The sequence below is a fragment of the Sinomonas atrocyanea genome (genome assembly GCF_001577305.1).
Classification (GTDB): Bacteria; Actinomycetota; Actinomycetes; order Actinomycetales; family Micrococcaceae; genus Sinomonas; species Sinomonas atrocyanea.
Genome location: NZ_CP014518.1, coordinates 2,189,304 through 2,215,620, shown reverse-complemented (window position 1 = coordinate 2,215,620; position 26,317 = coordinate 2,189,304). Strand labels below are relative to the sequence as shown.

At 71.7% G+C, this 26,317-nt stretch carries 24 protein-coding genes and 1 pseudogene; 3 read left to right on the top strand and 22 right to left on the bottom strand.

Features of this window, described 5'->3' with window-relative positions:
* Positions 1-81: 81 nt before the first annotated feature.
* The 18 genes and pseudogenes from SA2016_RS10170 to SA2016_RS10085 form a co-directional block, all read right to left on the bottom strand.
* Positions 82-819, bottom strand: coding sequence for a polyprenol monophosphomannose synthase (locus SA2016_RS10170; protein WP_066497760.1), 738 nt, complete (start codon positions 817-819; stop codon positions 82-84).
* Between the two features lie 348 nt (positions 820-1,167).
* Positions 1,168-2,811, bottom strand: a complete 1,644-nt coding sequence (locus SA2016_RS10165; protein WP_229710785.1) for an amidohydrolase — start codon at positions 2,809-2,811, stop codon at positions 1,168-1,170.
* A gap of 49 nt (positions 2,812-2,860) precedes the next feature.
* On the bottom strand, positions 2,861-5,824 hold the full coding sequence (locus SA2016_RS10160; protein WP_066497757.1) for a DEAD/DEAH box helicase: 2,964 nt from the start codon (positions 5,822-5,824) through the stop codon (positions 2,861-2,863).
* A gap of 26 nt (positions 5,825-5,850) precedes the next feature.
* Positions 5,851-6,645 (bottom strand): twin-arginine translocase subunit TatC, encoded by a 795-nt coding sequence (gene tatC, locus SA2016_RS10155; protein WP_066497755.1) that lies wholly within the window; start codon positions 6,643-6,645, stop codon positions 5,851-5,853.
* A gap of 43 nt (positions 6,646-6,688) precedes the next feature.
* A complete protein-coding gene (gene tatA, locus SA2016_RS10150) occupies positions 6,689-6,970 on the bottom strand; it encodes a Sec-independent protein translocase subunit TatA (RefSeq protein WP_066497754.1) in 282 nt (93 codons plus the stop codon).
* A 25-nt stretch (positions 6,971-6,995) separates the two neighbouring features.
* Positions 6,996-7,349, bottom strand: a complete 354-nt coding sequence (locus SA2016_RS10145) for a hypothetical protein (RefSeq protein WP_066497753.1) — start codon at positions 7,347-7,349, stop codon at positions 6,996-6,998.
* A gap of 10 nt (positions 7,350-7,359) precedes the next feature.
* Entirely contained in the window at positions 7,360-9,351 is a 1,992-nt protein-coding gene (locus tag SA2016_RS10140) for a helix-turn-helix transcriptional regulator (RefSeq protein WP_066497752.1), read from the bottom strand.
* A gap of 81 nt (positions 9,352-9,432) precedes the next feature.
* Positions 9,433-9,827, bottom strand: a pseudogene (locus tag SA2016_RS10135) (FKBP-type peptidyl-prolyl cis-trans isomerase).
* A 27-nt stretch (positions 9,828-9,854) separates the two neighbouring features.
* Complete coding sequence (locus tag SA2016_RS10130; RefSeq protein WP_066497751.1) at positions 9,855-10,787, bottom strand: FKBP-type peptidyl-prolyl cis-trans isomerase; 933 nt, start codon at positions 10,785-10,787, stop codon at positions 9,855-9,857.
* Positions 10,788-10,866: 79 nt separating this feature from the next.
* Positions 10,867-12,243 carry a Pup--protein ligase gene (pafA, locus tag SA2016_RS10125; RefSeq protein ID WP_066497750.1) on the bottom strand — a complete coding sequence of 459 codons (1,377 nt, stop codon included), beginning with the start codon at positions 12,241-12,243 and terminating at the stop codon, positions 10,867-10,869.
* A 3-nt stretch (positions 12,244-12,246) separates the two neighbouring features.
* Entirely contained in the window at positions 12,247-12,954 is a 708-nt protein-coding gene (gene prcA, locus SA2016_RS10120; protein WP_066497748.1) for a proteasome subunit alpha, read from the bottom strand.
* 2 nt (positions 12,955-12,956) lie between these two features.
* Positions 12,957-13,766, bottom strand: coding sequence for a proteasome subunit beta (prcB, locus tag SA2016_RS10115; protein WP_066497747.1), 810 nt, complete (start codon positions 13,764-13,766; stop codon positions 12,957-12,959).
* Between the two features lie 7 nt (positions 13,767-13,773).
* Entirely contained in the window at positions 13,774-13,983 is a 210-nt protein-coding gene (locus SA2016_RS10110) for a ubiquitin-like protein Pup (protein WP_066497746.1), read from the bottom strand.
* A gap of 123 nt (positions 13,984-14,106) precedes the next feature.
* Positions 14,107-15,693: a depupylase/deamidase Dop gene (gene dop / locus SA2016_RS10105; protein ID WP_084249757.1), complete on the bottom strand. Its 1,587-nt coding sequence runs from the start codon at positions 15,691-15,693 to the stop codon at positions 14,107-14,109.
* A gap of 60 nt (positions 15,694-15,753) precedes the next feature.
* Positions 15,754-17,505 (bottom strand): proteasome ATPase, encoded by a 1,752-nt coding sequence (gene arc / locus SA2016_RS10100; protein ID WP_066497743.1) that lies wholly within the window; start codon positions 17,503-17,505, stop codon positions 15,754-15,756.
* 178 nt (positions 17,506-17,683) lie between these two features.
* Positions 17,684-18,688: a tRNA (adenine-N1)-methyltransferase gene (locus SA2016_RS10095; RefSeq protein WP_066497742.1), complete on the bottom strand. Its 1,005-nt coding sequence runs from the start codon at positions 18,686-18,688 to the stop codon at positions 17,684-17,686.
* Positions 18,689-18,741: 53 nt separating this feature from the next.
* Positions 18,742-19,890: a site-2 protease family protein gene (locus SA2016_RS10090; RefSeq protein WP_066497740.1), complete on the bottom strand. Its 1,149-nt coding sequence runs from the start codon at positions 19,888-19,890 to the stop codon at positions 18,742-18,744.
* Entirely contained in the window at positions 19,887-20,633 is a 747-nt protein-coding gene (locus tag SA2016_RS10085) for an HAD family hydrolase (RefSeq protein WP_066497739.1), read from the bottom strand. The genes SA2016_RS10090 and SA2016_RS10085 overlap by 4 nt, the downstream gene beginning before the upstream one ends.
* A 58-nt stretch (positions 20,634-20,691) precedes the next feature.
* Between SA2016_RS10085 and SA2016_RS10080 the strand changes: the two genes are divergently transcribed.
* Positions 20,692-21,594 (top strand): PAC2 family protein, encoded by a 903-nt coding sequence (locus SA2016_RS10080; RefSeq protein WP_066497734.1) that lies wholly within the window; start codon positions 20,692-20,694, stop codon positions 21,592-21,594.
* 26 nt (positions 21,595-21,620) lie between these two features.
* On the opposite strand, the gene mshC is transcribed toward SA2016_RS10080, so the two are convergent.
* The 3 genes from mshC to SA2016_RS10065 form a co-directional block, all read right to left on the bottom strand.
* Positions 21,621-22,898 carry a cysteine--1-D-myo-inosityl 2-amino-2-deoxy-alpha-D-glucopyranoside ligase gene (gene mshC, locus SA2016_RS10075; protein ID WP_066497732.1) on the bottom strand — a complete coding sequence of 426 codons (1,278 nt, stop codon included), beginning with the start codon at positions 22,896-22,898 and terminating at the stop codon, positions 21,621-21,623.
* Positions 22,899-22,907: 9 nt separating this feature from the next.
* A complete protein-coding gene (locus SA2016_RS10070) occupies positions 22,908-23,747 on the bottom strand; it encodes an undecaprenyl-diphosphate phosphatase (RefSeq protein WP_066497730.1) in 840 nt (279 codons plus the stop codon).
* Positions 23,748-23,851: 104 nt separating this feature from the next.
* Complete coding sequence (locus tag SA2016_RS10065; RefSeq protein WP_066497728.1) at positions 23,852-24,136, bottom strand: hypothetical protein; 285 nt, start codon at positions 24,134-24,136, stop codon at positions 23,852-23,854.
* A gap of 89 nt (positions 24,137-24,225) precedes the next feature.
* On the opposite strand from SA2016_RS10065, the gene SA2016_RS10060 reads away from it, so the two are divergent.
* Entirely contained in the window at positions 24,226-24,474 is a 249-nt protein-coding gene (locus SA2016_RS10060) for a DUF5703 family protein (protein WP_066497726.1), read from the top strand.
* A gap of 46 nt (positions 24,475-24,520) precedes the next feature.
* Here the strand turns inward: SA2016_RS10060 and SA2016_RS21770 are convergent, their stop codons facing one another.
* Positions 24,521-25,231 carry a hypothetical protein gene (locus tag SA2016_RS21770; RefSeq protein ID WP_066497725.1) on the bottom strand — a complete coding sequence of 237 codons (711 nt, stop codon included), beginning with the start codon at positions 25,229-25,231 and terminating at the stop codon, positions 24,521-24,523.
* Between the two features lie 335 nt (positions 25,232-25,566).
* On the opposite strand from SA2016_RS21770, the gene SA2016_RS21765 reads away from it, so the two are divergent.
* Positions 25,567-26,304, top strand: a complete 738-nt coding sequence (locus SA2016_RS21765) for an AfsR/SARP family transcriptional regulator (protein ID WP_169803065.1) — start codon at positions 25,567-25,569, stop codon at positions 26,302-26,304.
* Positions 26,305-26,317 lie beyond the last annotated feature (13 nt).

Genomic DNA, 26,317 nt, shown 5'->3' with positions numbered 1-26,317 from the left:
CGATCGGCACATGCGCCTGTGTAAGAGGGCGGGAACCGTTCCAGGTTCCCGCCCTCTCCTGTGTCTGCGGCGCCGCCGCGCCTAGCGCTGCCTGCCGCGGCGGGTGAGCTGGGACCACCGCTCCTTCAGGCCCCACCGCGTGACGTTGACCATGGCCTCCAGGACGATGTTCCCGCTCATCTTGGAGCTGCCGAGCTCGCGCTCCACGAAGGTCACGGGAACCTCGACGACAGAGAGGCCCATCTTGGCTACGCGCCAGGCGAGGTCGACCTGGAAGCCGTAGCCCTTCGACTCGATGGAGTCGAAGTCGAGCTTCTCGAGGGTGGTGCGCCGGAACGCCCGGTAGCCAGCGGTGATGTCGCGCAGCCCGAGCCCGAGCATGAGGCGGGCGTAGGTGCTGCCGGTGCGGGAGATGAGCTGGCGGTAGAAGGGCCAGTTCACCACCGATCCGCCGTGGACCCAGCGGGAACCGATCACGAGGTCGGCGCCGTCCTCCACGGCTGAGAGGAGCGCGGGCAGCTGCTCCGGCTGGTGGGAGCCGTCGGCGTCCATCTCCACCACGACGTCGTAGTCCCGCTCGAGGGCCCAGCGGAAGCCGGCAATGTAGGCTGCGCCGAGGCCTTCCTTGCCGCGGCGGTGCATGACGTGGACCTGCGGGTCCTCCGCGGCGATCCGGTCCGCGAGGGCGCCGGTGCCATCGGGGCTGTTGTCGTCCGCGACGAGGACGTCCGACGCCGGAACAGCCGCCCGCAGCCGGCCCAAGGTCTTGGGCAGCGAATCAAGCTCGTTGTACGTCGGAATGATCGTCAGGATGCGCACGAAGTGGGCCTTTCGGGGCGGGGTCGTCGAGCGCCTCGAAGGCGCAAGAGCCCATTATAGCCAGCCGACCCGGGCCACCCGGGGAACAGACAGGCCCGTGCGTCTTCGGGCCAGTCGCGCGGGGCCGGCAGCTGGTCGGTCCCCCGGACTGTTTTCTACGGACGCACGGGCCTGTCGTGACGCCTAATCCCCCGAATGCTCGGTGAACCGGGCCCTACCGGGCAGTTCACACCCGTTGCCCTCGATCCTACGGGGTCAGACTCAGGTGTCAACCGTCCATTCATCTGCGGTTTGCCGTGTTGCCCACGACGGCCGGGGGCGTGCCCGCGCGACCGGTCCTCCGGGCCCTCACGAGCCAGGGTGCCCGGAGGGGAAGTCACCGCTGCGGAACAGCTCGCGCCCCTCGTGCACGGTGAGGAGGCATTCGGGCAGCCGCTCGGTGTCCAGCGCGGGGAGGAGCGGCGTGCGGGCCCGGGGATCGGTGCTCCACGCCTGCACGCGCTCGTCCGCGACCTGCACCATCAGCTCGTCGGCGCTCCACACCGCGAAGCTCGCCGGGGCGCCCGGAGCGAGCTGGCCCATGAGCGGGTTGGGGTGTCTCGCTGCCCTCCACCCGGAGCGCGTGTGCCCGAGGAAGGCCGCGCGGGCGGAGATCCGCTGGGAGGGGTCCGAGTGCCTCAGGCACGCACGCACGCTCTCCCACGGGGACAGCGCGCAGACCGGCGAGTCGGACCCGAAGGCGAGGGGCACGCCGGCGGAGTAGAAGCGGATGAACGGGTTCATCCCCGCCCGGCGGCTGCCGAGGCGCTGCTCGTAGAGCCCTCCGGGATGGCCCCAAGCCGCGTCGAAGAGGGGCTGGGCGCTCACGGTGACGGCGTACTCGGCGAGGGCCGCAGCCTCTGCGTCACCGGCCATCTCGACGTGCTCGAGCCGGTGTCCGGCGGCGCGCACGGCGTGCTGGCCGACCCGGTCGGACGCGATGCGGAGGCCTTCGAGCGCGAGCTGCAGCCCGGCGTCGCCGATCACGTGGAAGCCGCCCTGGGCGCCGATCTCCGACAGCGCCGCGAGGTGGGCGCCGATCTGCTCGGCGGACAGGAACGCCGTGCCGCGGTGGCCCGGGGCGTCGTCGTAGTCCGCGCTCAGGAGGGCGGTCCGGCTGCCGATCGAGCCGTCGATGTTCAGATCGCCCGCGAGCCCGCGCACCGGTACCCCGAGCCCGTCGAGGACCTCGCGGGCCTCGTCCGCCGAGGAGACGGCCTGGCCCCAGTAGGCCATCACCTCCGGTTCCGTGGAGGCCTCCCGGCCGAGGAGCAGCCGCAGGTCCTCGAGGCCGCCGAGCTGGGGCGCGGCCTGTTCCACGAGCGCGACGTAGCCCCGGGACGCGGCGTGGCGCAGCGCCAGGCCGTGCAGGCGTTCCAGCTCCCCGGCGCTGGCCGGGCGCGTCTGCGCGCGGGCCGCGTGCAGTGCCTTGCCGACCACGAGCGCCGAGTCCTCCCCGTGCCCGACGGGGGTGCCCGCACTGCGTGCGAGGTCCGCGGAGACGAGTGCGGAGTGGACGTCCACCCGGGTGAGGAACATCCGCCGCCCACCGGCGGCGCGCGCGAGCTGCCCTGCGCCCGGCAGTGCGGGGTCGGCCCACCGCGATTCGTCCCAGCCGTGGCCTCGCAGCACGGCATCGTCGGGAAGCCCCTCCGCGGCCCGCGCCACGGCGTCGAGCAGGTCCGCCGCCGACGCCGCAGCGGACAGGTCCAGCGAGGAGAGCGCGAGGCCGGTGTCGGTGACGTGCACGTGCGAGTCCACGAAGCCGGGCGCCACGAGCGCGCCGTCGAGGTCCACCACCGTCATCCGGTCGTCGGCGAGCGAGGCCGCCGCCTGCTCGGAGCCGACCCAGGCGACCGTCCCGCCGTCCACCAGCATCGCCGAGGCGAAGGGGTCGGCGGCAGAGTAGACCGAGCCGTTGCGGTAGAGGGTGAGCGCGCGCTCCTCGGGCATGGATGGATCCCCTTGCATCGTTCGCGGTGTCGTTGGGCGTGAAGGCGGTCTAGTCGGAAAGGCTCGAGTACGCGACCACGCCGCGGCGCAGGAGGCCGATCGCCTCGTGGCACAGCCGCGAGAGCCGCCGGTCGATCGCCGGCACGTCGGCGAGCTGGTCGAGCAGGTCGATCACCTGGCGGACCCAGCGCACGAAGTCTCCGGCCGCCAGCTCGGTGCCGGAGAGGACGTTCTGCAGCTCACGGCCGCGGGCCCACTTGTAGATGGGCCAGACGAGGCCGAAGTCCGGCTCGGAGGTGCGCGGCAGCCGGTGCTGCTCCTCGGCGTCCTCGAGCTGGGACCACTCGCGCAGCACGACGTCCACGGCGACGTCCAGGGAGATGCTGGGCATCTTGGGCGTGAGGCCCCGCTCCTCGCGCTTGGCCTGGTACACGAGGACGCTCACGAGCGCGGCGAGCTCGGCGGCGTCCACGTCGTCGAAGGCGCCCTCGCGCAGCGCGAGCGCGGTGAGCATGTCCTTGTCGCCGTAGATGCGGCGCAGCTGCTGCCCGAAGGCGGTCACCTCGGGTCCCGCGGCGCCCTGGGCCAGCGCCCCGTAGGACTCGAGGACCTCGCACACCCGGTCGAAGGTCTTCGCGATCGTGTTGGTGCGGCCCTGGATCTGTTCGACGAGGCGGTCCGTCTCGCGGCGGAGCTTGATCCAGCGCTCGGCCCACCGCGCATGGTCCTCGCGCTCGGCGCAGCCGTGGCACGGATGCGTGCGGAGCTGGCGGCGCAGGTCGGTGATGCGCTGCTCGGTGTCCTGGTAGCCGCCGGCGAAGGCGAAGTCCCTGCGCGACCGGCGCCCCCGGCTGCCCGCATCGGGACCTTCCAGGCGTGCCCGCTCGGTCGCGTGCCGCAGCGAGGCGGCGAGGTCGCGTCGGTCCTTGGGCCTCTTCGCGTCGAAGTGCTTCGGGATCCGGATCCGTGCGATCGGCTCGAGGGGGCCGTCGACGTCGTGCAGGCCGATGCGGCGGATGTTCCGGTCGAAGGTGAGGACCTGCGGCCTCGGCTCCCGGCCGTTCGGATCCGACATGAGCACCACGGCGCTTCCGGCGAGCCGTCCCTGCCCGATCTCGACGACGTCCCCCGGCGCCAGGCGTGCGAGCGAGTCCACCGTCATGGACCGCCGGGCGCGCCCCGCCTGCCGGGAGGCCGCCTTCTCGGCCTCCGAGAGCTCGTGCCGGAGCCTGGAGTACTCGGTGAAGTCCCCCAGGTGGCAGGTCATGGCCTTCTCGTAGCCCGCGAGCGACTCCTCGCGGCTGCGCACCTGCCGGGCGAGCCCGACCACCGAGCGGTCCGCCTGGAACTGGGCGAAGGAGCTCTCGAGGATCTCGCGCGCCCGCTCCCGGCCGAACTGGGCCACGAGGTTGATGCTCATGTTGTAGGTGGGGCGGAAGCTCGAGTTCAGCGGGTACGTGCGGCGCGAGGCGAGGCCCGCCAGGGCGGAGGGATCGAGTCCGGGGCGCCACTGCACCACTGCGTGTCCCTCGACGTCGATCCCGCGCCGGCCGGCCCTGCCGGTGAGCTGGGTGTACTCCCCCGCGGTGATGTCGACGTGGGCCTCGCCGTTGAACTTCTCGAGCTTCTCGATGAGCACGCTCTTGGCTGGCATGTTGATGCCGAGCGCGAGGGTCTCGGTCGCGAACACGACCTTCACGAGCCCGGCGGCGAACAGCTTCTCGACCGTCTCCTTGAAGGTCGGCAGGAGGCCGGCGTGGTGGGCGGCCAGACCGCGCTGGAGGCCCTCGCGCCACGCCCAGAAGCCCAGCACCGCCAGGTCGGCCGGCGGGATGTCGACGGCCGCAGCCTCGACGGCCGCAGTGATCTCGGCCTTCTCGGCAGGGGTCGTGAGGTCGAGGCCCGCATCGAGGCACTGCTGCACGGCGGCGTCGCACCCGGCCCTCGAGAAGATGAAGTCGATCGCTGGCAGCAGGCCGCGGCGCTCGAGCGCCTGGACCATCTGGGGGCGGCTGGCCCGCGTGCCGGGCAGGGGCGGTGCGTCGCCCGGACGGCCGGTCCGGGGGGACTGCTTCTCGCCCCGCTGGCGCTCCTCGCGCCGCCGTGCCCGGCCGCCGTGGCCGAACCGGCCGCGGTAGAGCTGCTGCGACTCGCGCCGGCCCAGCTCGACCAGCTCCGGGTTGACCGCGGTGAGTTCCGAGACGCTCGCCTCCGCGTGCGGCACCGCGGCGCGTTCGGACGACGCCGGTTCGGTCGCCTCGCGCTCGCCCCCGGCGTCGCGGTCGTGGACGTCGGCCAGGGCCTCGAACGACTGCCGGGTCGCGAACAGGTCCACGAGCTGGCGCCCGACGAGGACGTGCTGCCAGAGGGGAACGGGGCGGTGCTCGGAGACCACGATCTCCGTCTCGCCGCGGACGGTGTCGAGCCACGCGCCGAACTCCTCGGCGTTGGAGACGGTGGCGCTGAGGGAGACGACCCGGACATCGCGCGGAAGATGGATGATGACCTCTTCCCACACTGCCCCGCGGAAGCGGTCAGCGAGGTAGTGGACCTCGTCCATCACCACGTAGCCGAGCCCCGCCAGCGTGTCGGAGTCCGCGTAGAGCATGTTCCGCAGGACCTCGGTGGTCATGACGACGACCGGCGCCTCGCCGTTGATGGTCGTGTCCCCGGTGAGGAGGCCGACCCGGCCCACCCCGTGGATGGCGCACAGCTCCGCGTACTTCTGGTTCGACAGCGCCTTGATGGGCGTCGTGTAGAACGCCTTCAGGCCCTGCCTGAGGGCCAAGTGGATCGCGAACTCGCCGACGATGGTCTTGCCGGCGCCGGTCGGCGCCGCGACGAGGACGCCGTGCCCCGCCTCGAGCGCGCGGCATGCCTCGACCTGGAAGGGATCGAGCGGGAAGGCCACCGTCGCGGCGAACGCTCCCAGTTCGGTCTTGGCCAACGCCCGCCGCCTCGCGTCCGCGGCGTAGCGTTCGGCCGGTGACATGCTCTCGGCGGGGGTGGACATGGGTCCAGCCTAGTCCCGCCGGGACGTCAGAGGTTCTCCAGGTCCGCCCTGGACGTGGGGGTGTCCGCGATGGCGTCGGTCTCCGCCGCCACCTTCTCGAGGCGCCGGGCCCGGCGCCGGTCGTTGGCCATGCAGACGCCGATCGCCGCGAAGAAGAGCGCCAGAAGCGGGATCGCGAGCATGAACATCGAGATCGCGTCCGCGCCCGGGGCGGCCACGGCCGCGAGGACGAACACGAGGAACACGGTGATGCGCCAGGCCTTGAGGATGGTCCTGCCCGGCAGGATCCCGGCCATGTTGACCCCGACCAGGATGACCGGGACGAGGAACGCCACCCCGAGGAAGAGGAGCATGTGGGTGACGAAGTCGATGTACTCACGACCGTCGATCATGTTGGAGAAACCCGCGGGCGTGAACTGGGTCAGCGCGCGCACCACCTGCGGCACGACACTCCACCCGACCCAGACACCGGCGAGGAACAGCGGCACGGCCGCGACCATGAAGCCCAGCGTGTACTTGCGCTCCTTGGCCGTCAGGCCGGGCATGATGAACGCCCAGACCTGGTAGATCCAGATGGGGCTGGAGATGACCAGGCCGATCTGGATGGCCAGCTGGAGCTTGAAGTCGAACGGCGAGGCAATGGTGGAGAAGTTCACCGAGGACAGGCCACCAGTCTGGTGGGAGATGTTCTCGACGGGCTTCTCGAGTTCGCGGAGGATGGGGTCGTAGAGGAACCAGCCCGCGACGGCGCCGAGGGCAACCCCGATCGCCGCCTTGATCAGACGGTTCTTGAGCTCCCGGAGGTGCTCGAGGAGGGGCATGCGCCCCTCCGGGTTGGCCTTCCTCCCCTTCCCGGCGGCCACCTCAGGCGCGCGAGGAAGGACCGGCGTCCCCGTCGGCCCGGCCAGCGCCGTTCGGCGGGATGACCTTGCCCTCGACGGGCTGCTCGGCTGCGCTGGAGGACGACTGGCCGGAGGCCGAGGTGTCCTTGCCGTCGTTCTTCATCTCCTTGACCTCGGAACGCAGGATGCGCATCGACTGCCCGAGGCTCCGCGCCATGCCCGGCAGCTTCGGCGCGGCGAACAGGAGCAGCGCCACGATGATGATGATGACGATGGGCCAGGGGCCATCGAAGAGTCGTCCCACGGGGAATCCTTTCGTTGCTACAAGTCTAGTTGAGGCCGAGGTCACTCAGGGACTGCATCTGGCCCCGCTCGCGCCGTCGGGCGACGCGCCGGTCGCGGCGCGCGAGGCGCCGCTGTTCGCGCCCCCGCTCGTACTCCTCGCGCAGGCGCTCCGGGTCGGCGAACACGGCGCTGCCGGGAACACGCACGACGACGGCCGGGCCGGCGTCGTCGGCCGTCTGGGCGGCGGGGGGCCTCGCCGTGACCCGCTCGAGGTCTTCGGCGGCGCCCCGCATGACGGCCATGCCCTTGCGGAACAGGTAGATCCCGCCCAGCAGGAGGCCGACGAGGGTGCAGGCCACCAGGGCCACCCAGATGAGGATCCACGACCACCACGGCACGGGGTCCAGCCTATCGGGTCGGCGCGGCGGCCCCGTACAGGGCCAGGGCGCGGTCGAACCACGAACGGGCCGCCTCGACGGCCTCGGCGGGGCCCTCGAGGGCGGCGGCACCCCCGAACTGGGCGAGGAAGGAGGGCAGCCACGCCAGGTCGAGGACGGTCAGGAGGACGCGGCGGCTCCCGTCCTCCAGGTCCCTGCCGTCGTGGGCGTCGAAGCTCGCCTCGGCCCAGCGCGCCTCGGGGGCGAGGCGCACCGTGACCTCGAGGTCGCTGGCGCGGCGCATGAACAGGGCCCCGTCGCCGGGCTCGAAGCCCTCGGGCAGCGGCAGCGGCTCGGCCGCCTCCACGGCTTCGATGCGGTCGATGCGGAAGACCCTGCGGTCCCCGGCACGGTGGCAGTAGCTGTTGACGTACCAGCGGTCGGCGTCGGAGAAGACCCCGAGCGGGTTGATGAGCCGCTCGGTGACCTCGTCCTTGGTCGGGTTGAGGTAGCGGAGCCGGAGCGTGCGGCCGGCGACGGCCGCCTCGGCGAGCACCGGGACGAGCTCTGCGTTGTGCTGGGGCTCGGACCTCAGGTCCACCTCGGGCAGGGCCCGTCCGCCCTCGACCGCCGCCGCTCCCACCCTGTCGGCCAGCCGCAGGATGGCCTCCGCCGACGCCGTGTCGGCGAGCGGCAGGAGGGCCTTGAGGCCCAGCTGGAGCGCGACCGCCTCGCCGGGGCTGAGCCGGCGCGGGCGGGAGAGCTCCTCGGCATTCGCGACCGTCACCACATCCTCGTCCACCGAGATCTCGATGTAGCTCTGGAAGCCGGCGGAGTCGATGGGACCGGCGTCCCGCAGGAGCTCGAGCTCCCGCAGCACGGCCTTCCTCGTCAGGCCGAACTCGTCGGCGATCTCCTGCACCGTCACCGGGCCCGAGAGGAGGAACGGCACGAGGTCCATGAGCCGTTCGAGGCGCTCCTGGCCGGTGGTCATCCGCCGGACCGGCTTCTGCCCGGGGGTCTCGGCAGCGCCCGCCGACCCGATGGCCTCGCGGGCTCCGCGCAGACGGCCGAGGACCTCGGCGACGAGGTCCTCGGGGCCGAGGACCTTCACGGCGTCGCCGAAGCCCGCGAGCCGCTCTGCGGCGACGGAGGCATCACGGAAGGCGTACTCGCCCGCGTCCCAGCCGGGGGGCCCGGCTCCGGCCGGCTCCCAGTGCCGCCGGAGGTCGAGCGCGCGGTCCTCGGCGACGAGGAGGCTCGCGCGCCGCTCGGCGAGGGCATCGAAGCCGTCGAGCGCCTCCCGCACGGCTCCTTCACCGGCAGGCTCGAAGCTGCCCGGCTCCCCCACGGCCACGGTGCCGCGGATGCGGGAGAGCCGGAAGACGCGCAGGCCGCCGCGGTCCTCGTCGTTGCCGGCGAGGTACCACTGCCCGTAGCGCTGGCCGAGCCCCCACGGCTGGACCCGGCGCCGGCGGGTCTCGCCGGTGCTGGTCGCGTGGTAGTCGAAGGTGACCTCGGCGCCGCGTGCCGCCGCGTCGGTCAGGGTCACCCAATGGGTGTCGAGCCGCACTCGGGGCTGCACCTGGGACGGTGGGGTCTCGGGGAGGGCACCTGCGGCCTCGAGCCGGCGCAGCGCGCGCTGCGCGTCGGCGCCCGCCACCGCGTCGTCGCACGCGAGGGCTGCGAGGGCGAGCCATGTGGACTCCTCGGCGCTGAAGCGCTGGGGAGGCAGTCGGAAGCCCGCCGGGTCGATCCGGTACTTGGCGACCTCCTCGTCGCTCTCCATGCGCTCGTAGCCGAGTTCCTCGATGATGACCGCGCCCATGGAGCGGAGATCGGCCTTGTCGCGCTCGAACTTGCGCAGGACAGCCTCGGTCTCGGAGTCGGCCTCGCCGCCGTCGCCGGCGGGGGCGGTGTGGCCGTAGACGTCGCGCAGGATCCTCTCACGGGAGATCCCCAGCTCGGTGTGGAGCAGGGCGATGAGGAGGTTCAGCAGGCGCGAGGTCTTGGCTTCAGACACAGTGAAGAGCCTAGACCGAAACGGGCGGCGACCAGCCGAGGCTGGTCGCCGCCCGCAGTGCGCGTGCCGAAGGCGGTCCGGTCAGCGGACTCCCACGAGGTCCACGACGAAGATGAGGGCCTCGTTCGGCTTGATGGCCCTCCGGCGCCGCGGGAACCGTAGGCGAGGTCGGAGGGGATCTCGAGCCGGCGGCGGCCGCCGACCTTCATGCCGATGAGGCCCTGGTCCCAGCCCTGGATGACCTGGCCGACGCCGACGCGGAAGTCGAGCGGCGTGCCGCGGTTCCACGAGGCGTCGAACTCCTCGCCGGTGGACCAGGCGACGCCGACGTAGTGCGTCGAGACGGTGTCGCCCGCGACGACCTCGCGGCCGTCGCCCTCGATGAGGTCGACGATCTTGAGCTCGGTCGGGGTCTCACCCTCCGGGAACTCGATCTCGGGCTTGCTGCGGTCGTACTGGCGCTGTCCGAAGGACATGGTGCCTCCTGAGGTGGATGTGATGGGTTACTTGACGCCGAGGATGTCGACCACGAACACGAGGTCGCCCTTGGCCTGGCCCTGGCCCTGGTCCCCGTAGGCCTGGGCGGCGGGGATCACGAGGAGCACGCGCGAGCCGACCGTCTTGCCGGTGAGGCCCTTCGTCCAGCCGGGGATGACGCCCTGGAGGCTGAAGGTGGCGGGCTGGCCCTTGTCGTAGCTTGAATCGAACTTGGTGCCGTCGGAGAGGTTCACGCCGACGTAGTTCGCGACGATGGTGTCGCTGGCCTTGACCTTGTCGCCGTGGCCCACGATGAGGTCCTGGGCGACGACGTCCTTGGGCTTGTCCGCGCCCTTGACGTCGATCTGCGGGACGCCCTTGCCGTCCACCGAGACCTTGGGCAGCCCTGCGGGGAGGTTGGTCACCGGGTCGCCCTCGGGCTTGCTGAGCGGAGTGGGCGTGTCCTTCACCGAGAGGATCTTGATGACCAGGAGGGTCGAGGCCGCGCCCTCCGGGTTCTCACCGGCGGACTGGGCGGGGGTCGCGTAGGCGAGGTAGGAGCCGACCTTGGCTCCGACGAGGCCGTTGTACACGACCGAGCTGCCCTGCTTGAGCTGGTCGGAGAGCTCGACCTTCTCGGAGGTGCCCTTGCTGAAGGTGTCCTCGAGGACCGATCCGTCGCTGCCGTTGAGGGCGACGTAGCCGATCTCGACGGTCTGCCCGGCCTTGGCTGCGGGGCCGTCGCCGGCCTGGACCATCTTGATCGTCTCGTCCTTGACCGCGAGCGGCTTCGGGAAGTCCACCTTCGGCGCCTTGTCGCCGGGGGTGACCTTGAGCTGGTCGAGGGCCGCGACCTGCCCGGCGTTGGAGGGCGTGGGGTCCGAGGAGGACGGGGCTGAGCTGCCGCAGCCGGCCACGAACAGGGCGAGCGGCAGCAGCAGGGCGATGAGACGGCGCACTGGTCAACTTCCTGTGGGGGATCCCGCCACAGGTCTGTGGCGGCGGACGGGCCGCGCGGGCCTCGACAAGACTACCCGGTCAGCCTGTGAAGGGCCTGAGGCTGTCGAGCAGTTCGTCCACCCGCGGGTCCTCGTTGGCGAAGGGGTCCTTGCACAGGATCGTGTGGTGGGCCCGGTCGTTGAGCTTGAGGTGCACCCAGTCCACGGTGTAGTCCACGCCTGCTGCCTGGGCCGCCTTCACGAAGCGGCCCCGCAGGCGCGCCCTCGTGCTCTGCGGCGGATTCGCCACCGCGTCGGCGATGGCCGCCTCGTCGACGACCCGGGCGGCGGCCCCCCGCCGCTGGAGGAGGTAGAACAGTCCTCGGTCGGGGCTGATGTCGTGGTAGGTCAGATCGATCTGGGCCACCCGCGCCGAGTCGAGGTCGACGTCGTGGCTGCTGCAGTAGCGGTCGATGAGCTTCTTCTTGATCGCCCAGTCGACCTCGGTGTCGATCGCCCGCGTGTCCTGCGACTCGACGGCCTCGAGGGTGCGCTGCCACAGGTCCAGGATGCGCTCCACATGGGGGGTGTGCGCACCGTTGGCCGCGACGAAGTCCTGGGCCTTCTCGAGGTACATCTGCTGCAGCGCGAGCGCGCTCGACTGCTGGCCGTTCGCAAGCCGCACCGGGGCCTTGCCGGTGTGGTCATGGGAGATCTCCCGGATGCTCCGGATCGGGTTCTCCATCCGGGCGTCGCGCATGATCGTGCCGGCCTCGATCATCCGCAGCACCAGGTCCACGGTGCCGAGCTTCATCATGGTCGTCGTCTCGGACATCGTCGAGTCGCCGACGATCACGTGCAGGCGTCGGTAGTGCTCCGCATCCGCATGCGGCTCGTCCCTCGTGTTGATGATCGGCCGGGAGCGGGTCGTGGCGGAGGACAGGCCCTCCCAGATGTGGTCGGCGCGCTGGGAGAAGGCGTAGACGGGGCCCTGGGCGGTGCGCAGCACCTTCCCCGCGCCGCAGAGCAGCTGCCGGGTGACGAGGAACGGGATCAGGACCTCGGCCAGGCGGGAGAACTCGGTGCGACGGGGAATGAGGTAGTTCTCGTGGCTGCCGTACGAGTTGCCGGCCGTGTCGGTGTTGTTCTTGAAGAGGTAGACGCGGCCGTCGAACCCTTCCTCGGCGAGGCGGTGCTCGGCCTCCGCGATCAGGTCGACGAGGATCCGCTCCCCCGCCTTGTCGTGGGCGACCAGCTGGGCCACGTCGTCGCACTCCGCGGTCGCGTACTCGGGGTGCGAGCCGACGTCGAGGTACAGCCGCGAGCCGTTGCCCAGGAACACATTCGAGGATCGGCCCCAGCTGACGACCTTGCGGAAGAGGTACCGGGCCACTTCCTCCGGCGCGAGGGGCCGGCCCTGGGGGCTCGAGTAGGCGATGCCGAACTCGGTCTCGACTCCGTAGATGCGCCGGTCCATCGCTCAGCCCTGCCGTTCCGCGAGTCCGTCGAGGATGCCGGCGAGCTCGTCCGGGCCGATGCGGCGGAAGGCGCGCCGCGTGCCGCGGGTGGTCTCGGAGTCGCGGTCCAGCACCCCGACCTCCAGCGTGATCGGCTCGGTGCGGTCCTCGCGGAGGGCGCGGGCGGCGAGCCGGATCGCCTCCGGAAAGTCCGCCTCGGAGGTCCATCCGTCCATCACGGCCTCCGCCACGCGTTCGGCCGCGCCGCCCATGACCACGAAGCGCCGCTCGTCGGCGATGGAGCCGTCGAACGTGAGCCGGAAGAGGTGGTCGCCCTCGACGTCGCCGCCCACCTCGGCGACGATGAGCTCGACCTCGAAGGGCTTCTGCTCGGCGGTGAAGACGGCGCCGAGGCTCTGGGCGTACACGCTCGCCAGTCCCCGGCCCGTGACGTCCTCCCGGTCGTAGGAGTAGCCGCGCACGTCGGCGTACCGGACCCCAGCCTGGCGGAGGCTCTCGAACTCGTTGTACTTGCCGACCGCCGCGAACGCGATCTTGTCGTAGATCTCGCCGATCTTGTGCAGCGACGGGGACGGGTTCTCGGCCACGAGGGCGATCCCGGCGCGGCAGCTCAGGACGACGACGGAGCGGCCGCGGGCGATGCCCTTCCGGGCGAAGTCCGCCCGGTCCTTCATGAGCTGTTCAGGTGAGACGTAGAACTGCTGGGTCATGCTCAGGCCTCCCGTCCTGCGACACTGCGCTCCGCGATGATCGCGCCAGCGATGGCCGCCAGCTCCCGCTCGGCCACGCGCCGGCTCCCGAGGCGCGTGACCGTGTACACGACGGGCCAGAGCTGCCGGACCGGATCCGGACCGCCCGTGGCGGAGTCGTCGTCGGCGGCGTCGTAGAGCGCCTCCACCGCGACGCGCACGGCATCCTCCTCGGCGAGGCCGGGCCGCCAGAGCTTCTTCAGCGCGCCCCGGGCGAAGACCGAGCCGGAGCCGACCGAGTGGTGCTCCAGTTCCTCGTAGCGGCCGCCGGTCACGTCATAGGAGAACAGCCGCCCCACGGCGGTCTCGAGGTCGAAGCCCGCGAACAGCGGGATCGCCGCCAGTCCCTGGAGTGCCAGGGGAAGGTTGCCCCTGACCATGGCCCCGAGGCGCGTCGCCTTGCCCTCGAGGCTCAGGAGGGTGCCCTCGATCTTCTCGTAGTGCTCGAGCTCGACCTGGAACAGGCGGGCGATGTCGATCGCGATCCCCGCCGTCCCGGCGATGCCGAGCACGGAAAAGCGGTCCGCCGGGAAGACCTTCTCGATGTGGCGGCTGGCGATCATGTTCCCCATGGTGGCCCGGCGGTCCCCCGCCATGATGACGCCGCCCGCGAAGGCGAGGGCCACGATGGTGGTGGCGTGCGGGGCCACCGCCGAGGCGTCGGCCGGCAGGCTCCGATGGAACGGGAGGAGGTCCGGCCGGGTCGCTGCCACGTGCTCGGTGAAGGATGATGTGGCGGCGGACACGACACGCTCGGCGAGGAAATCGTTCATCTGGGTCCTACTGCCCGCCCTTCTGGACGAACCCGCGCACGAACTCCTCGGCGTTGGTCTCGAGGACGTTGTCGATCTCGTCGAGGAGATCGTCGACGCCCTGGGTGCTGGCAGTGTCCTGCGCTGAGGCCTCCGGCGCGGCGGGTGCCGGGACATCGACCTCGACGGCCTCGTCCTCGCCCCGCGGCTGGGTGCTCTTCTGCTCCTGACCGGCCATGGCCGCCTCCTTGCGTCGGGCGCCTTGAGGGCGCCGGGTCTGGATCCTTCTGATCCCTATACTGTCACTTTTCGACCGCGTGTCACGGGTTGTGCCCGCGGTGTCGGACGGCCGGGGCGCCCCCTAGGTCCTGCGCTCGCCGAGGAGGGCCGCGAGGAAGTCCTCGATGCGGGCGTGCTCGTCGAAGAGCCCCTGGGTCAGAGCCTTCGTCCCGCGCAGCGGCTCGCGGGTCGGGACCCGCTGGAGCCGGTAGCTTCCGGGGGCCGCGAAGACGACCGAGTCCCAGCTGGCGCTCACGACGCTGCCGGGGAACCGCTTGATGCTCGTGCCGCGGAACCAGGCACGGGTGTCGGGCGGCGGCTCGGTGACGGCGGCCGCCACCGAGCCCGGATCGACCATGGTCTCCAGCGATCCCCGGGCCGCCAGCCGCAGCGCGATCCCCCGCTCGGGCCGCACGTCCGACCACTGGATGTCCACGAGGCCCAGCCGCGCGTCGCCCCAAACGAGGCCGTCCCGGCTGCGGTAGCCCTCGAGCACCCGCAGCTTCGCGAGCCATTCCACGTACCCGGCGGCCGCGTCCCGGTCTCCGCCCAGGTCGGTCAGCGCACGCTCCCAGCGGCCGAGGACCTCGGCAGTGTGCCCGTCGCCGCCGTCGGCCGACGCGACACCGGAGTCGGCGGCGAGCTTCGCCGCGGCCTCGAAGTACATCCACTGCAGCTCGAGCCCGGTGACCTGTCGGCCGTCGAGCAGGCGGACCTTCTCCCCGAGCGAGGTGTCGTGGCTCAGCCGGTGCATGGCCGAGACGGGCTCATGGACCTCGACCTGGGGCGCCCTGCCGGCCTCGATGAGGCTCAGGACGAGGGCGGTCGTGCCGAATTTGAGGTAGTTCGCCACGTGGCTCACGTTGGCGTCGCCGATGATCACGTGGAGGCGCCGGTACTTGTCCGCGACGGCGTGCGGTTCGTCGCGGGTGTTGATGATGGGGCGCCGCATGGTGGTCTCGAGGCCCACCTCCGCCTCGAAGTAGTCGGCGCGCTGGCTGATCTGGTATCCGGGGCCCTTGCCGTCCTGCCCCAGGCCGACCCGGCCGGAGCCGCAGACCAGCTGGCGCGAGACGAAGAACGGGGTCAGCCCCCTGACGAGGTCGGAGAACGGCACCGAACGGGGCACGAGGTAGTTCTCGTGCGAGCCGTAGGAGGCGCCCTTGCCGTCGGTGTTGTTCTTGTAGAGGTTGATGGGGCCGCGCGCCTCGTCCCCCGCGAGGGCGCGCACCGTGGCGAGGGCCACGGCATCGCCCGCGACGTCCCACAGGAGCGCATCGCGGGGGTTGGTCACCTCCGGGCTCGAGTACTCGGGGTGGGCGTGGTCGACGTACAGGCGCGCCCCGTTGCCGAGCACGAGGTTCATCAGCGCGGGCTCCTGGTCGCCGTCGAGCTCGATCTCGGCCGGCCCGTGGGCGAGCGCGACCGCTTCCGCGGTGAGCACGGGTTCCGCGTCCGTGAGCTGGTCCGGGTGCGCCTGGGACCGCGCGACGGACCAGCCGCGCGCGTCGCGCAGGGGTGTCTCGTCGGTGTAGTCCCAGCCCGTCTCGGCCCGGCTGGCCGAGCGGGTCAGCCGCGCATAGGCCGCGATCACCTGGGAGGAGAGGTACGTCGCATTGGCCCCAGGCGAAGTCGGCGCGTGGATGCCGAACTCCGTCTCGGAGCCCATGACGCGCTGGGTTCCCCCGGCCGCGAGGCCGGGGCTCGGGTCACTGCTCACTGGTCCCCCTTACAGGTACTGGCCGGTGCTGGGGGTCGTCTCGATGGTCCTGCCGGGCTCGGCGCCGCCCTTGCCCTGGACGATGGTGCGGATGTAGGTGATCCGCTCGCCCTTCTTGCCCGAGATGCGCGCCCAGTCGTCGGGGTTGGTGGTGTTGGGCATGTCCTCGTGCTCGCGGAACTCGTCCGCGACGGCCCGGAGCAGGTGGTCCATGCGCAGGCCCTTGGCACCGGTCATGAGGAGTTCCTTGATCGCGGCCTTCTTGGCCCGGTCGACCACGTTCTGGATCACCGCCCCGGAGTTGAAGTCCTTGAAGTAGAGGATCTCGGTGTCGCCGTTGGCGTAGGTGACCTCGAGGTACTCGGTGGACTTGTCCGTCGCGTACATCGCCTCGACGGTGCGCTGGATCATCATGGCGACCGTGGCCGCCGGGTCCCCGCCGCACTCGGCGAGGTCCGCGGCATGGATCGGCAGGTCGTCCGTGAGGTACTTCGAGAAGATGTCCGCGGCGGCCTCGGCGTCCGGCCGCTGGATCTTGATCTTCACGTCGAGCCGCCCCGGGCGGAGGATTGCGGGGTCGATCATGTCCTCGCGGTTGGAGGCGCCGATGACGATCACGTTGTCCAGCCGCTCCACGCCGTCGATCTCGCTGAGCAGCTGCGGCACGATCGTGGTCTCGACGTCCGAGGAGACGCCGGTGCCGCGGGTACGGAACAGCGAGTCCATCTCGTCGAAGAACACCACCACGGGGCTGCCGTCCGAGGCCTTCTCCCGGGCCCTGGCGAAGATCAGCCGGATGTGCCGCTCCGTCTCGCCCACATACTTGTCGAGCAGTTCCGGGCCCTTGATGTTCAGGAAGTAGCTCTTGACGTCCGCGCTGCCGGCGCGCTCCATGGCCCGCACCGCGAGCGAGTTGGCCACAGCCTTGGCGATGAGCGTCTTGCCGCACCCCGGGGGGCCGTAGAGCAGGATCCCCTTCGGGGCCTTGAGCCCGTGCTCCCGGTAGAGGTCCGGGTGCAGGAACGGCAGCTCGACGGCGTCGCGGATCTGCTCGATCTGCGACGCGAGGCCGCCGATGTCCGCGTAGCTGATGTCCGGGACCTCTTCGAGGACGAGGTTCTCGACTTCGGACCGGGGCACCTTCTCGAGCGCGTACCCGGTCCGGTTGTCCACCGAGACCGCGTCGCCGACGCGGAGGCGCTCGAGCTGGAGGGGGCCGGCGAGCCGCAGCACGCGTTCCTCGTCGCCGCGTCCGATCACGAGCACGCGGTCCTGGCCGAGGAGCTCCTTGATGGTGACGAGCTCGCCCGAGCGCTCGTAGCCGAGGCCGGCGACCACCTCGAAGGCCTCATTGAGGAGCACCTCCTGGCCCACGCTGAGCTCAGACAGGCTCACGAGCGGGCTCAGCCCCACGCGCATCTTCCGGCCGCTCGTGACGACGTCGACGCTCTCGTCCGTTACGGCCGCGGAGGCGCCGCCGGCGGGCCGCCGCCGGTTGAGCTGGACGATGCTGCCGAAGGAGTAGGGCGGCTGTCCCTCGTGCTCGAGGGCGGCCTTGAGGCGCACGATCTCTGCCTTGGCGGTCTTGAGCATCTCCGTCATGCGGGTGTTGTTGCCCGTGGCGGCGGCGAGCTGGCGGTCGACCGCGCGCAGCTTGTCCCGCAGCACATTGATCTGCCGCTCGGCGATGCTCAGCTGCTCTGCCTGGGCCGACGGAGGCGCCGCCTCAGGGCCGGTGCCCGACTGTCCGTTCTCCACCATCGCAACCACGTCCTCTTCGATCCGTGCCGCCCCTGCGGGCTGCCGGGGCGCCCGGCGCGGACGCCGGAGCCACTCCCCTCATGCATCGACACTAGCGCGGCATGCAGCTCACGTACCCCACCGACGAGCCTTGGAAACCGAAGAGTTACACGCCTTCCGCAGCGTGGAAATGGCGGGTTCAGGCCTCTTGGCTGCCCGCGCGGGCGTCCCGGGCAACGCGCCGGAGCCTGCGGTCCGAGACCGTGCGCTCGCCGACCGACTCGGGCGTCCAGGCGTTGAGGTCCTCCTCGCTGAACTCGGCCTTGTTGCGCTTCTTGCGCACGAGCGGAGCCACACCCTCGGCGAGGCGGCGCGTGGTCAGGAGGAAGCCGGTGTGGCCGACCATGCGGTGCTCGGGGCGCACCGCCAGGCCCTCGAGGTGCCATCCGCGCACCATGGACTCCCACGCGTCCGGCTCGGTGAAGCGGCCATCGGCCCGGATCGCCTCGGCGGTGCGGGAGAGCTGGGTCGCCGTCGCGACGTAGTTGATCCACACGCCGCCAGGGGCCAGGACCGTGGCCACGGCCTCGAGGCACTCCCACGGCGCGAGCATGTCCAGGACCACCCGGTCCACGCTGCCGGGCTCTTCCGCGGCGACGACCTCGTCCTGGAAGTCGCCGAGCGAGATGCGCCACGCCGGGTGCGGGCCGCCGAAGATGGTCTCGACGTTCCCGCGGGCGATGTCCGCGAACTCCTGGCGGCGCTCGAAGGAGTGGAGGTAGCCGCCGTCTCCCACCGCCCGCAGGAGCGAGATCGACAGGGCCCCCGACCCCACTCCGGCCTCGACCACGCGCGCCCCGGGGAAGATGTCCGCCATCGTGACGATCTGGCCCGCGTCCTTGGGGTACACCACCGCGGCGCCGCGCGGCATCGAGAGCACGAAGTCGGACAGGAGCGGACGCAGGGCCTGGTACTGGTGGCCCGCCGTGTTCGTCACGACCGAGCCGTCCGGCCTGCCGATGATCTCGGCGTGGTTGAGGAAGCCCTTGTGCGTGTGGAAGGCGCCGCCGTCGGCGAGCGTGATGGTGTTCATCCGCCCGCGCTCGTCGGTCAGCTGCACGCGCTCCCCGACGCGGAAGGGGCCTCGTCGGTATGCCGCACCGGTGGGTCCGTCCGCCGCGGCGGGCTGGGCGCTCAAGCTCATGGGTGTCCTCTCTTGGCCCCGTCGGCTGGCGACGGGGCGGTCAAAATGGGCTGCTACCTGGCCGGCCGCAGGGGCCGGCCCGAGATGACGGCGACGACGTCACGCTGGCTCAGGAGCCCCGTCACACGACCGGCGGCATCCACCACGGCGTACTCCGTGCCGGCGAGCTGGGCGAGGTACTGGATGAGCTCCTGGCCCGCCGCGGTGTCCGGGACGTAGGCACCGGGGGCGAGGGCGTAGCCGACGGCGGTGACGGGAGTGGTCGCCCGCGCGGGGGCCGGCACACGCTCGATCGCCGACGGATCGACGACCCCCTGCGGCTTGCCCTCCGGCGAGCAGAGCACGACGGCGACCCCCGCCTCCGCGCCGGCCCGCACCGCCTCGTCGACGCTGGCGAAGTTGGGGATGCCCACGGCGGGGCGGGCGAGGCGTCCCGCGACGACCTCGGGCAGCCGCGAGCGGAATCCGGCGTGCCGGATCGAGGCGGACGCGCCCTGCCACAGGAACGCGGCGACGAGGAGGGTGACCATGGTGAAGGGCAGGTCGAGCTGTTCCCCCTGGGCGAGGGGCACCACGACGGCGAGGAGCACGATGCCCGCCACGATCGCCCGGCCGGTCCAGCCCGCGGCGATGGTGCCCTTCTCCTGCGAGCCCGTCGCCTTCCAGACGGCGCTCTCGACGATCCGCCCGCCGTCGAGCGGCAGGCCGGGCAGGACATTGAAGACGGCGATGAGGAAGTTCGCCCACATGAAGATGTTCACGAGGATGTCCGCGACGCCTGTGAGGTGGACGCCCGAGACGACGAGCCACGCGGCGCCGGCCAGCACGAAGTTCGCCGCGGGGCCGGCGAGGGCCACGGCGACTGAGCGCGCCGGGGTCGCGGTGAAGGCCTCGAACTGCGTGTGGCCGCCCCACAGGTTGAGGACGATCTTGTGGCTCGGCCAGCCGAAGGCGCGGGCGGTGAGGGCGTGCGCGAGTTCGTGGACGAGCACGGAGAGCAGGAGCAGGACCGCGTAGGCGAACGCCACGAGATAGGCGGCGACCCCGAGGTGGGGCTGGCGGAGCTGGAGCGTGGGCCCGTAGACGATGACGGTGAACGCGGCGATGACGAACCAGGAGTAGGCGAGGACGACGGGCACGCCCGCGATCCGCCCCAAGGGGATTCCCTCGCGTCGGTTCTCGGACTCGTGGCTGCCGGTCACGCGGCGCCCCCGGCCGTGGTGCCCGCGAGCGAGGCCTCGAGGGCCGCGGCGAGGTCGCCCGGCGTCCTGCCGGCGAGCGTCTCCCAGTGCTCCACGCCGAGGTGCACGGGGACGGCGAGGGCGTTCGGCACCACGACGGTGGCGAGCCCGGCGGCGTTGGAGGACGTGGCCCCCGGGATGGAGTCCTCGACGGCGAGGCACTCGGTGAGCGCGAGTCCAGGAAGGGCCTGGGCGAGCAGCTCGACGCCGCGGAGGTAGGGCTCGGGGTCGGGCTTGCCGCGGCCCACCACGTCGCCGGTGACGATGGCGGAGAACGTGCCCTCGGGGAGGTGGTCGACGATGCGGTGCGCCATGGGCTTCTCGGACATCGTCACGAGCGCGCAGTGGACCCCCTCGGCCCTCACGGCGGCGAGGAGCTCCCGCGCGCCGGGACGCCACGGCACGGCTGCCCCGAGCTGCTCGACGACACGGGCGGTGAGGGCGTCGATGATCTCGCGCACGCCCATCCGGACGCCGCCCTCCTGGAGCATGCGCGCGGAGGTCGTCAGGGCCTGGCCGACGAGGCGCATGGCCTGCTCGTGAGTCCACTCCCCGCCGAAGCGCTCGACGAGCTCGCGCTCCGCGGTGATCCAGTACGGCTCGGTGTCCACGAGCGTGCCGTCCATGTCCCACAGGACGGCTCGCAGCGGCGCGGCGCTGCTGAGGGCAGGGCTGGTGGCGGGATTCTCGGCCGGGGAACGCATATGCACCAGTCTAGGGTGCCAGCCGGGCGCGCACGGGCGTGCGCGCTAGTCTGGACCGATGAACGAGTTCGACGCCGATGCCCCGGCACCCCATCCCGGCCTCTTCCCGGTCCCAGCCGAGGGCGAGCGGGTCACGGTGATGCTCGCCGCGTTCGAGGGCTGGAACGACGCCGGCGAGGCCGCGAGCGATGCCCTGCGGTACCTGCGTCGCGCCTTCGGGGCCCAGCGGGTCGGGTCGATCGACGCGGACGACTTCTATGACTTCCAGTTCACCCGCCCGACCGTGCGCCAGACGGGCTCTGGGCGCCGGCGCATCAAGTGGCCCACCACGAAGATCTCGACGGCGCGCGTGGACGGCCACCCCGTGGACCTGGTGTTCGTCCAGGGCACCGAGCCGTCCTACCGCTGGCGGGCGTTCACGGACGAGCTGGTCGAGTACCTCGACGACCTCGAGGTGGACTACCTGATCGTCCTCGGCGCGCTCCTGGCCGATGTGCCGCACTCCCGCCCGATCCCGGTGACTGCCACGAGCGAGAACGACGAGGTGCGCGAGCGGCTCAACCTCGAGGCCTCCCAGTACGAGGGCCCGACGGGAATCGTGGGCGTCTTCGCGGACGCCGCGGACCGCCACGGGACGCCGACCGTGTCCGTGTGGGCGGCCGTCCCCCACTACGTGGCGCAGGCCCCCTCCCCCAAGGCCCAGCTCGCGATCCTGCACCGGATCGAGGAACTGCTCCAGATCCCGCTCGACACGAACGAGCTGGCGGAGGACGCCGAGGCGTGGGAGCGCGGGGTGAACGAGCTCGCCACCGAGGACCCCGAGGTCGCCGCCTACATCCACCAGCTCGAGGAGGCGAAGGACACCGCCGACCTCCCCGAGGCCTCGGGCGAGTCGATCGCCCGCGAGTTCGAGCGCTACCTCAAGCGGCGCGGCAAGGACAACCCGCCGGCCGGCGGCTGAGGCCGGCGCCCCCAGCCGCGGTCCGGCTACCCGAGGTCGATGCCCAGGAGGGCGTCGACCGCAGCGGCGACCAAGGCGCCGTCGTCCGCGCTCGCAGCGCTGCCCGCCAGCGCGTCCTCGGCCCACTTGTCCACGGCGGCCAGTGCGCGCGGCGCGTCGAGGTCATCGGTCAGGGCGCCGCGGATCTCGCCGAGGAGCGGCTCGGCCGAACCCGGCAGGGCGCGGGTGACGGCGTGCCGCCAGGTCTCGAGGCGCTGCACCGATGCGTCGAGCAGCTCGCCCGTCCACTCCCAGTCGGAGCGGTAGTGGTTGGCGAGGACGGCCAGGCGGATCGCCGCGGGCTCGACGCCGGCGGCGCGCAGGGTGGAGACGATCACGAGGTTGCCGCGCGACTTGCTCATCTTCTCGCCGTCGAGGCCCACCATGCCGGTGTGGGCGAAGTGCCGCGCGAGCGGCACGTGGTGGAGGCTCCACGCGTGTCCGGCGCCCATCTCGTGGTGCGGGAAGGCGAGGTCCGAGCCCCCGCCCTGCACGGTGAACGGGGCCGGAAGGAACTTCTGGGCGATGACGGTGCACTCGATGTGCCAGCCGGGGCGGCCGGGGCCGAGGGTCCCGCCGTCCCAGTGGGGCTCGCCGAGCCTGGCCTCCCGCCACAGGATCGGGTCGAGGGGGCTGTGCTTGCCGGGGCGGTCCGGATCGCCGCCGCGCTCGCCGAAGAGCTCGATCATCTCGGCGACGGTCAGGTGGGAGACGTCGCCGAGGCGCCAGGCCTCGGGGGCGTCCGCGCGGCGGGTCGCCTCGGTGACGTCATAGTAGACGTCGCTGTCCGGCTCGCCCTCGGCGCCGGCGAGCTGGTAGGCGAGGCCTTCCGCGAGGAGGCGCTCGACTTCGGGGACGATCCACGGGATCGACTCGACCGCCCCGACGTAGTGGTCCGGGGCGAGGACGCGCAGGGCCTCCATGTCGGACTGGAAGAGGTCGATCTGCTGGTGGGCGAGGGTCCGCCAGTCGACGCCGGTCGCGTCGGCCCGCTCGAGGAGCGGATCGTCGACGTCGGTCGTGTTCTGCACATAGGCCACGGTGCTGCCCGCGTCGCGCCAGACGCGGTTGAGGAGGTCGAACGCGAGGTAGGTGGACGCGTGGCCTAGATGGGTCGCGTCGTAGGGAGTGATCCCGCACACGTACATCGACTGCTCGGGGGCCGTCGGGATCTCCACGGTGTCCCGCAGCCGCGTGTCGAAGAGCCGGACCGGGCCGGCCGAGCCGGGCAGCTGTGGGACGGGTGTCTGCCTCCAGGTTTTCACCCGACCACTCTAGTGCCCGGCGGTGATGACCCCGAATCCGAGCAGGACATAGAGCGCCGCGCCCAGGCCGATGCGGTACCACACGAAGAGCCGGTAGGAATTGTGCGAGACGTACTTCAGGAACCAGCCGATGATGACGTAGCCGACGACGAAGGCCACCACGGTCGCGACGGCGGTCTCGCCGAGGCCGTACGGGCCGCCGTCGAACCCTCCCTTGAGGGACTTGGAGAGCTGGTACAGGCCGGAGCCGAACACGGCAGGGATCGCGAGCAGGAAGGAGTACCGCGCCGCGGCCTCGCGGGTGTACCCCATGTACAGGCCCGCCGTGATGGTGCCCCCCGACCGCGAGACGCCGGGGATGAGGGCGAGCGCCTGCGCGAACCCGTAGGCGATGCCGTGGCGGGTGCTGAGGTGGTCGAGGCTGCGCGCGTGCCGGCCGGCGGCGTCGGCCGCGGCGAGGATGAGGCCGAACACGATCAGCGTGGTCGCGGTGATCCAGAGGGAGCGGAGCACGGTTTCGATCTGGTCCTGGAACAGCAGGCCGAGGACCACGATCGGGATGCTGCCGAGGATCACGAACCAGCCCATCCGCGCGTCCGGGTCGGTCCGCGGGACTCGCCCCACGAGGGAGCGGGCCCAGGCCCCGATGATCCTGACGATGTCCCGCCAGAAGTAGATGATGACCGCGGTCTCGGTTCCCAGCTGGGTGATCGCCGTGAAGGCCGCGCCGGGGTCCTGGGCGTTCGGCAGGAACTCCCCCACGATCCGGAGGTGCGCGCTGGAGGACACGGGGAGGAATTCCGTCAGACCCTGGACGAGCCCGAGGAAGGCGGCTTCGAGGAAATTCACGCGTGCCACTCTACGTGGACGCCGGGGCCTGGCTGGGAATTCCCTGACAGTGGTGTCGGGGGCCTCAGCCGAGACCGTGTCCGGCTGTGGGCGCCTCCGCGGTCCTACTCCTCGTCCCGGTCGTCGTCCTCGTCCTGGTCCTCGTCCTCGTCGTCCTGGTCCTCGTCCTCGTCGTCCTCGTCGTCGTCCGAATCCACCAGGTCGAGCGGCAGCTCTTCGCCATAGGCGTCGTAGAGCGCATCGGAGTACGCCTCGAAGGCATCGGCGACCGCGAAGAAGGCGGCCTCGACGGCGGGGTCGTCGTCGCCGCGCCGCGAGGCTGCCGCGACGAGGTGCTCCTCCAATGCAGCTGTGAGCGAACCGAGGGCGACGCGCGGATCAATGCTCATGGAGGCAACGGTAGTCTGAAACCATCGGGCGCGCCTAGGTACCCGGTCGGGCACCCGCAGGCGCCCAGCAGCACGAGGAAGCGAGGGCCATGAAGGAGCGGATCCTCTCCACGACGCAGTCGCTCGCCGCGGGGGGCCGGCCCGCGGGGCCGGGGCGGCAGTACGAGTACCTGGTCCTGTCGGTGGGCCCCGGGGACTCGCTGGCCGATGCGCGCCAGCGGGTGCGCGAGCACTCCGAGTACGGCCGGTGGGAGCTCGAGCGGAGCCGCCTGTACATGGGCGGGGGCCGCCAGTACTGGCTGCGCCGCAAAGTGATGCTGGTCGAGCGGACGGCATAGCCGCAACCAACGTCCGTCCCCGGGCCCCGCTGTCAGGGACAGGCGGTCACGAGCGCGGGGCAACGTAGGGCATCGGCACCGCGATCTTCCCGTGGGACCGCGGGATCGTGATGCCCGGGGCGAGGGCATCGATCGTGCGGTCCGCATGGTCCAGGGCTGCGAGCACCTTCGCGTAGTCGGCCTCCGCCTGGCTTGCGTGCCAGGCATTGGCCGCGGCCTGCAGCTCGCCCTGGTCGCCCATGATCACGCTCCAGTCGTCCACCTGCTGGGGCTCGTTCCCCCCGTAGACGTCGGACGCGTCCCCGAACGCGGTCTGGGCGGTGGCGAGCAGGCTGCCCTGGTTCATGATGTTCCACCACAGCTCGAACCTGTCCGTGTCCCCCGCCACGAGGTACTGGTGCCCCTGGTCGAACCGGTCGCGGTACCAGTTGGCGCTGGTCTTCAGGATCGCCACCGCACGGGCCGGCGGGCTCTGGAACTGGGACGGATCCGTCAGCGGGCCGGCGGCCGCTGGGTCCGTCGTCGCGGAGTCCGTGGTCGCCGTTCCGCTCGGCGCAGATGCGGTGCCCTGCGGCCCGGGAGCCGTGGACGGCGCCGCGGGCAGAGCCGTGCCCTCCGCTCCCGGCCCCGTGGGGAGGGGCTGCGGGGTGCCGCACGCAGCGAGGCCGAGGGCAGCTGCCAGCACGGCCGCGAGCGGGCCACCGCGCACGGGGTGCGGCGGGTCGCTGGGTACCGCGCGGGAGAGACGCTTCCCCATGGCAGACCTCCCTGGAACTGGCGTCCGGTGGACAGATACTGCGCGCCCTCTCGCGGGGAGGTCAAGGGCCTTTCGCAGCACTTCTGGGGGCAGATTCGCCCCGAGTAGTCGGCCGCGTGCGGGTGCGTACCGTTCGAGTAGTGGCCGCCCGGACGGCCCAGCCCATTCACGTGGAGACCACTCGTGACCGCAGCAGAGCGGGGGTTGTCTACTGGAGCCGAGGCCCCCAGTTCGGCACGCGGACGCGGCGCAGGAGCGGAGGGCCAGATGAGCCCGGGAAGGCGCCGCCCAACCAGGCTCCCGTGCTAGTCGGCGAAGGGGGTAGAGCATCCGTGGTGGCTTGGGAACTGCACCTCTTGGGGTCCTGGGAGCTGCTCAGGGACGGCGCTCCCCTGCCGATCGGCAGGCGCCAGCAGCGGCTCATCGCCTCGCTCGCCCTCATGGGCAGCCGTCCGCGCAGCTATCTGGCCGGCCTGCTGTGGCCGGAGAGCAGCGAGCACCAGGCGGCCGGCAACCTCCGGTCCTCGGTCTTCAAGCTCCGGCACCAGCTGCCTGACCTGCTGGACCGCAGCCTCGATCCGCTCCGGCTCTCGGATGGGATCACCGTGGATCTCGACCGGCTGCGCTGGGTGGCCCAGAAGGCGCTCGCCGGCACCCTGCCGGGCGCGGGTGCAGAAGACCTCCTCTTCGGCTCCGAGCTGCTGCCGGGGTGGTACGACGACTGGGTCATGTACGAGCAGGAGCGCCTCCGCGGGCTGCGGGTGCTGGCACTCGAGGCGATCGCGCGCAACCACCTCTCGACGGGGAACTACGAGGCCGCCATCTCGGCCGCCCGGTATGCCGCCTCGCTGGAGCCGCTGCGCGAGTCGGCCCACAAGCTCATCAGCCGCGCCCAGACCGACAGCGGCAGCCGCGCCGACGCGCAGCGCACCCTGCTCGAGTTCCGGCGCAGGCTGTGGACGGAGATGGGGGTTGCCCCGGCCGAGCGGCAGGTCGTCAACCGGGGCCCCGCCGCGGCGCGTCCGCAGTCGGGGTGGATTCCGCGCGCAGGGACCGCCGGCCCCGAGCGGTGAGGTCGGGCTGAGC